Annotated in this window: 5 protein-coding genes; all 5 read right to left on the bottom strand. The window is 67.4% G+C overall.

Annotation, left to right across the window (positions count from 1 at the left end; all coding sequences use genetic code 11):
- Window positions 1-202 precede the first annotated feature (202 nt).
- The 5 genes from ACWDO5_RS24010 to ACWDO5_RS23990 all read right to left on the bottom strand — a co-directional run bounded on the left by ACWDO5_RS24010 (window position 203) and on the right by ACWDO5_RS23990 (window position 6,066).
- The gene (locus ACWDO5_RS24010; RefSeq protein ID WP_450532403.1) at window positions 203-529 is read right to left on the bottom strand and encodes a GYD domain-containing protein; all 327 of its coding nucleotides are present in this window, start codon (window positions 527-529) and stop codon (window positions 203-205) included.
- Between the two features lie 218 nt (window positions 530-747).
- Entirely contained in the window at window positions 748-1,650 is a 903-nt protein-coding gene (locus ACWDO5_RS24005; protein WP_450532401.1) for a caspase family protein, read from the bottom strand.
- Between the two features lie 202 nt (window positions 1,651-1,852).
- Window positions 1,853-3,565: a glycerol-3-phosphate dehydrogenase/oxidase gene (locus ACWDO5_RS24000; protein ID WP_450532400.1), complete on the bottom strand. Its 1,713-nt coding sequence runs from the start codon at window positions 3,563-3,565 to the stop codon at window positions 1,853-1,855.
- 77 nt (window positions 3,566-3,642) lie between these two features.
- Window positions 3,643-5,160 carry a glycerol kinase GlpK gene (glpK, locus tag ACWDO5_RS23995; RefSeq protein WP_450532399.1) on the bottom strand — a complete coding sequence of 506 codons (1,518 nt, stop codon included), beginning with the start codon at window positions 5,158-5,160 and terminating at the stop codon, window positions 3,643-3,645.
- 54 nt (window positions 5,161-5,214) lie between these two features.
- On the bottom strand, window positions 5,215-6,066 hold the full coding sequence (locus tag ACWDO5_RS23990; RefSeq protein WP_450532398.1) for an MIP/aquaporin family protein: 852 nt from the start codon (window positions 6,064-6,066) through the stop codon (window positions 5,215-5,217).
- Between the last annotated feature and the right edge of the window lie 335 nt (window positions 6,067-6,401).

Genomic DNA, 6,401 nt, shown 5'->3' with positions numbered 1-6,401 from the left:
TCGAACGCAGCGGAGACCGCCGCCGGGGTGTGGGAAACTTGCATCTACGAGGTGCCTTGCTGATTGTGCGTGATGGTGGTGTGGTAACTCCCATCATCGCAGGTCAGCAGGCACCTCTCTTCGATTCTTTATCCACGGGACACGGGCTGACCGGTGGATCGAGGCTAAGGTCAAGCCGGCGCGCTGACCACGGCGCGAGTCGCTACGCGCCAGGCGCTCGGTACTGGACTTCCTCGGCTTTGCGCAATGCGTCCATCGTTTCGTCAACGGTCAGGAGGACTGTCGTTTCCAATGAACTGAGCGCACGGCCTCCAGTAATCGCCAGTGCAACTGCGGCCATGGAAACGTTATCGGGGGCTTCCCATAGGGTGTATCCGTCGTGTCTGCCAAAGGCGTACCAGAACCCATGGAGCTTCCCACCGACCGACTCGATATACGATTGAGCGGCCCTTCCGCGGTCCTCGGGGTTGCCAATCAGCCTGGCCCAGGTCTCCGGCGTGTAGCTGAACCTCGTCAGATAGAGCGGCATGATCTTCCCTCTCATTCGCCGGTTCCACGCGAGTTGCCGTTAGGTGTCGAACTCTAACCGGCGGAAAGCGGCCTGAGGCGTGCTGCAATGCTTCAGCGTGTCATGCATCACTCCACAAAGCGACGTTACATGGTCGGCCGGACAAGCCCTGGCGGTGGCTCGCCGACCTCATTCGCCCGGGCCGGTGGACTGAGCAGCCGACTGCCCCAGATGCGTGCTCACGACGGTGCGGTTCCTGCGCAACCCAGCGGGGCGAAACCAATGGGCGCTGCAATGTCGGCCAGAGCCCGTGCGACCCTCTGAACCCAGTCCGACCACATCAGCTCGTGTCGGTGACTGCCGGGACTGCCCTGCGAGGAGACGGACTTGGCAGCGACTGGCGAGCTTTGGGGTGACGGCTTCGAGGCAGCACGAGCGAGGACGACTTTGCCGTCGACTCCCCACGCCAGATATTGCGGCTTCTGGGTGGCTCGGCCCTGTACCTGTGGCGCGACGTAGCTGAAAAGGTCGGCGGTCGAGATCAGGCCGTCCGCGTCACAGTCGGCCTTGCCGGTTCGTAATCCTTCGACGATCACGTCGGTGAACACCGAGCGCGCCGCGGTCTGCTCCTCGTACGCGACACTGAATTCGTCTGCCGCGGTGAGAACGACATAGCCGCGGCCGCTGACTTGTTTGAGAGGGTCGGTCGTTGCCTTGGAGGCGAAGCCTTCACCGAAGCGACCGCTGAAGCAGCAGTCCAGGAGCAGCACCCGTGAGCCGGCAAGGCAGTAGCTCAACTGGTCATTGATGAACCGGGCCGAGACCGCGGTGCTCGCCAGCCGATCAGGGCGTGAGTTGGTGGCCGCAAAATGCAATCGCGAATGTAGGTCCACTTCGCCGTGGCACGACAGGTACAGCAGAACAAAGTCGTCGGAGGTTCTGCCGCTGGTGTGTTTTTCGACGGCCGACAGAACCTCATGTGCCGGCCTGTTGTACATGAGCTCGACCGAATCGAAGAAGCCGACGGCAGGATCACGCAGCAGTGCAGCGAGTCGTTCTACATCTCCCCGTGGCGCAGTCAGCGGTGGGAACTGCGGATCGGCGTAGGCGTCCATGCCGATGAGCAAGGCCACGCGGCTCATGAATCCCCGCCGTCCGGCGGGAGTTGCCGGGCGTCGACCTGGCCACCCCGCAGGAAAGCCTCTACCGCGACCTGAAGATCCTGTCGGCTGCCGGCACTCCCAAACTCGACGAACCGGGTGACCAACCAGCAGGACCGAGAAGCCGACCTTGTCGACCATCGCGAGGCCACCATCGCGGTGGGCTCTTGGCTTTCGCCCCCGCTCAGCGCACCGGGATGATGTCGGGGGCGCCGAGCCGTACCGCGTCGGCGGTCTGGTCGTCCGGCTGTTGCTGGGCCTCGCGTTCGGCCGCCACCCGCTTCAGGTAGTGGTCGACTTCGCGGTCCTGCTGCGCCCGGTCCCACCCGAGGTGAGGCGCCATCAGTTCGGCGACGGTGCGCGCCGCGTCCACGCCCCTGTCCCAGGACTCGATGGAGATCCGGGTACGCCGGGCGAGCACATCGTCCAGATGGCGGGCTCCCTCATGGGTCACCGCGTAGACGGCTTCGACGCGCAGATAATCGTCGGAGCTCGGCAACGGCTCGCCGAGCGAGGGGTCGGCCGCGACCATGTCGAGCAGTTCGTGCACCAGTGAGCCGTAGCGGTTCAGCAGGTGTTCGATGCGGGCGACATGCAGCCCGGAGCGCTCGGCGAGGCTGTGCCGGGAGTTCCACAGGGCCGGATAGCCGTCGGCGCCGAGCAGCGGAACGCGCTGCGTGACGCAGTCGGCCACCTTCTCGTCCAGACCGCGGGCCGCCTCGTCGACCGAGTCCTTGGCCATCACCCGGTAGGTCGTGTACTTGCCGCCGGCCACCACGACGAGCCCGGGGACCGGATGCGCGACCAGGTGCTCCCGGGAGAGCTTGCTGGTCTCCGCGGCCTCGCCCGACAGGAGCGGGCGCAGACCGGCGTAGACGCCCTCGACGTCCTCCGCGGCCAGCGGCGTGACCAGAACGCGGTTGACGTGTTCCAGCAGGTAGCTGACGTCCTTGGAACTCAGCGCGGGATGGGCCTTGTCCAGTGTCCAGTCGGTGTCGGTCGTCCCGATGATCCAGTGCCGCCCCCAGGGAATGACGAACAGCACGCTCTTCTCCGTGCGCAGGATCAGCCCGGTGCGGGAGTTGATCCGGTCACGCGGGACCAGCAGATGCACGCCCTTGGACGCGCGGACGTGGAACTGGCCGCGGGTACCGGCCATGGCCTGGGTGTCGTCCGTCCACACGCCGGTCGCGTTGATGACCTGCTTGGCGAGCACCTCGGTCTCGTTGCCGCTCTCCAGGTCCGTGACCACGGCGCCCACCACCCGCTCGCCCTGGCGCAGGAAGCGGCTGACGCGGGTTCGATTGGCGGCCAATGCCCCGTAGGCGGCTGCCGTGCGGGCGAGGAACATGGTGTGCCGGGCATCGTCCACCTGGGCGTCCCAGTACAGGATCGCGCCGACCAGGGCGTCGGAGCGCAGCGCGGGCGCCTCGCGCAAGGCCTTGCGCTTGAGCAGGTGGCGGTGGCGGGGCAGGCCGCTGGAGGTGCCCGACGCCGCGGCCATGGTGTCGTAGAGCAGCACGCCGGCGCCGACGTATGGGCGCTCCCAGACCCGGTGTTGAAGCGGGTAGAGGAAGGACACCGGCCGCACCAGATGCGGGGCCAGGAGCTGGAGCAGCAGTCCCCGCTCCTTGAGTGCTTCGGCGACCAGCCGGAAGTCCAGCATCTCGAGGTAGCGCAGGCCGCCGTGAATCAGCTTGCTGGAGCGGCTGGAAGTGCCCGAGGCCCAGTCCCGGGCCTCGACGAGGCCGACCCGCAGGCCCCGGGTGGCGGCATCCAGGGCCGCCCCGGAGCCCACGACACCGCCACCGACGACGAGGACGTCCAGCTCACCCTCGCCCAACCCGACGAGGGCCTCCGCGCGTGCCTCGGGCGAGAGAGCCACTGGATTCACCATCGGTCTCCTCTACTCGTGCTGCGGTCGTGTGCTGTCCACGTGGCCGGGGGCGTCCCGCGGGCGCCACCGGCCACGGCTTATTCGACCTTGGCCCAGTCGAGCGTGCGCTCCACCGCCTTCTTCCAGCCCGCGTAGCCTTCCGCGCGCTGCTCCTCGGACCACTGGGGCTCCCAGCGCTTTGACTCCTGCCAGTGGGTGCGCAGTTCGTCGGTGTCCCGCCAGAATCCGGTGGCCAGACCGGCCGCGTAGGCGGCACCGAGCGCGGTGGTCTCGGCGACGACCGGGCGGCTGACCGGTACGCCGAGGACATCGGCCTGGATCTGCATGCACAGGTCGTTGGCCGTCACACCGCCGTCGACCTTGAGCACGTCCAGATGGACGCCGGAGTCCTGCTCCATGGCCTCCACCACGTCGCGGCTCTGGTAGCAGATGGCTTCCAGGGTGGCGCGCGCCAGGTGGCCGTTGTCGTTGTACCGGGCGAGGCCTACGATCGCGCCGCGGGCGTCGGAGCGCCAGTACGGGGCGAACAGGCCCGAGAAGGCGGGGACGAAGTACATGCCGCCGTTGTCCTCGACCGTGCGGGCCAGCGTCTCGCTCTCGGCGGCGGTATTGATGATCTTCATCTGGTCGCGCAGCCATTGCACCGCGGACCCGGTGACCGCGATGGAGCCCTCCAGGGCGTAGATCGCCGGGCTGTCGCCGAACTGGTACGCCACGGTGGTGAGAAGGCCGTGCTGCGAGCGGACCAGTTCGGTGCCGGTGTTCAGCACCAGGAAGTTGCCCGTGCCATAGGTGTTCTTGGCTTCGCCGGGCGCGTAGCAGACCTGCCCGACGGTGGCCGCCTGCTGGTCGCCGAGCACCCCGGTGATGGGGATGGCGGCGCGCAGCGGCCGGGAGGTACGGGTCTCGCCGAACGCCTCCCGGTGGGAGGACGGGTTGATGGTGGGCAGCATCGCCCGCGGGATGTCGAAGAACCCCAGCAACTCGTCGTCCCAGTCGAGGGTTTCCAGGTTCATCAGCATGGTGCGGCTGGCGTTGGTCACGTCGGTGGCGTGAATGCCGCCCTCGGGGCCGCCGGTGAGGTTCCACAGCACCCAGCAGTCCGTGTTGCCGAAGAGGGCATGGCCCTGCTCCGCCGCCTCGCGGACGCCGTCGACGTTCTCCAGAATCCACTTGATCTTGCCGCCCGAGAAGTAGGTGGCCGGTGGCAGGCCCGCCTTGCGGCGGATCACGTCGCCCTTGCCCGAGCGTTCCAGGGCGGCCGCAATGGAGTCGGTGCGGGTGTCCTGCCAGACGATGGCGTTGTAGTAGGGACGGCCGTTGCGGGGGTCCCAGACGACGGTTGTCTCCCGCTGGTTGGTGATGCCGATCGCCGCCAGGTCGGACGGGGACAGGTTCCCGTGCCGGAGGGCGTTCTGGATCACCGAGTTGGTGCGTTCCCAGATCTCCACCGGGTCGTGCTCGACCCACCCCGAGCGTGGGAGTATCTGGGCGTGCTCCAGCTGGTGCTTCGCCACTTCGTTGCCGGCGTGGTCGAAGATCATGAAACGGGTGCTGGTGGTTCCCTGGTCCACTGCGCCGACGAAGTCCGCCATGGCATGCCGCCTCTCCTGTGGGATGGACTGGGTTGGGGCCTCACACAGAGACGGTCAGTCCTTGGGGGCCGGTGCCGGGACGCGTCCGGGGGGTTCCGGCTCCCCGGTCGGCAGGAACCGGCCGACGAAGAACTTGTACAGGAACGCTCCGAGCAGGCCGCCGATCAGCGGACCGATGATCGGCACCCAGAAGTAGAAGTTCCCGTACTGATCTCGCCACGCTCCGCCGTACCCGGTGAAGAAGCTGGCCAGCCGGGGACCGAAGTCACGAGCGGGGTTGATCGCGTAGCCCGCGTCGGTGCCCCAGGCCATGCCGATCCCCACGACGACCAGGCCGATGATGAAGGGGGCCATGTTGGCGCCGGGGGGCTGGTTGAGCAAGTCTGTGATCGCCATGATCATCAGCAGGAGGATCGCGGTGCCGATGATCTGGTCGCGCAGCGCGCCCCATTCGGTGACCGGCAGATTCGGGTTGCCGTTGGCGGGCAGCGTGGAGAAGACGCCCTGGGTCTTGATGGTGTGGGTGGGGTCCGCCTTCGCCAGCGCCTCGGTGTAGTTCCAGCGCACCAAGAGGGCTGCTACGAAGGCGCCGGCCGTCTGGGCCAGCGCGTAGGGAGCCACCTTGCTCCACGGAAAACCCTTGAACGCAGCCAGGGCCACGGTCACCGCGGGATTGAGGTGAGCACCACTCACACGCGCCGCCACGTATACGCCGAGGGTGACGCCCAGGCCCCATGCCCAGGCGATGCTGTCGTGGTCTCCGAGGCCGCCCGGGGGATCCGTGAGGGCTCCGCCGGCGACCACTTGAGCCACCACACCGCAACCGAAGAGGATGAGAATCATGGTGCCGGCGAATTCGGCTGAAAGCTCGCCGACCAGCCCTGATCTCTTAAGCCGCTCAGCCATGGGAGCCCGCTTCCTGACCGGCTCAGGACCGGCCGTCGCTTGCCCGATTCCCCCAAGACGTCATCGTATGACGATCAAGAGTCAGCCGCATGCGAGGCGACGTGACTGGGCAACTGACCAGGGCGGAGACCACGCCCGCGTCGTCGGAGGAGGGGGAAAACGGCGCAGGGAGCTCACGGGGCGATGCCGAGCGGGCGCCTCCGGTTGCGATGGCCGCTGGGGTGCGCGCGAAAGACAGGATCCGGCGAGGGTATGGGAACCGTCGAGCTCCACGTGGCGGGCGCTTCCAGTCGACTTCCTGCCGACAACAGCCGTGGCCGGCGACTGGATCCGGC

It is taken from the genome of Streptomyces sp. NPDC000880, from assembly GCF_053599675.1.
The sequence above is the reverse complement of the archived record's forward strand: the minus strand, read 5'-3'. Positions and strand labels throughout refer to the sequence as shown.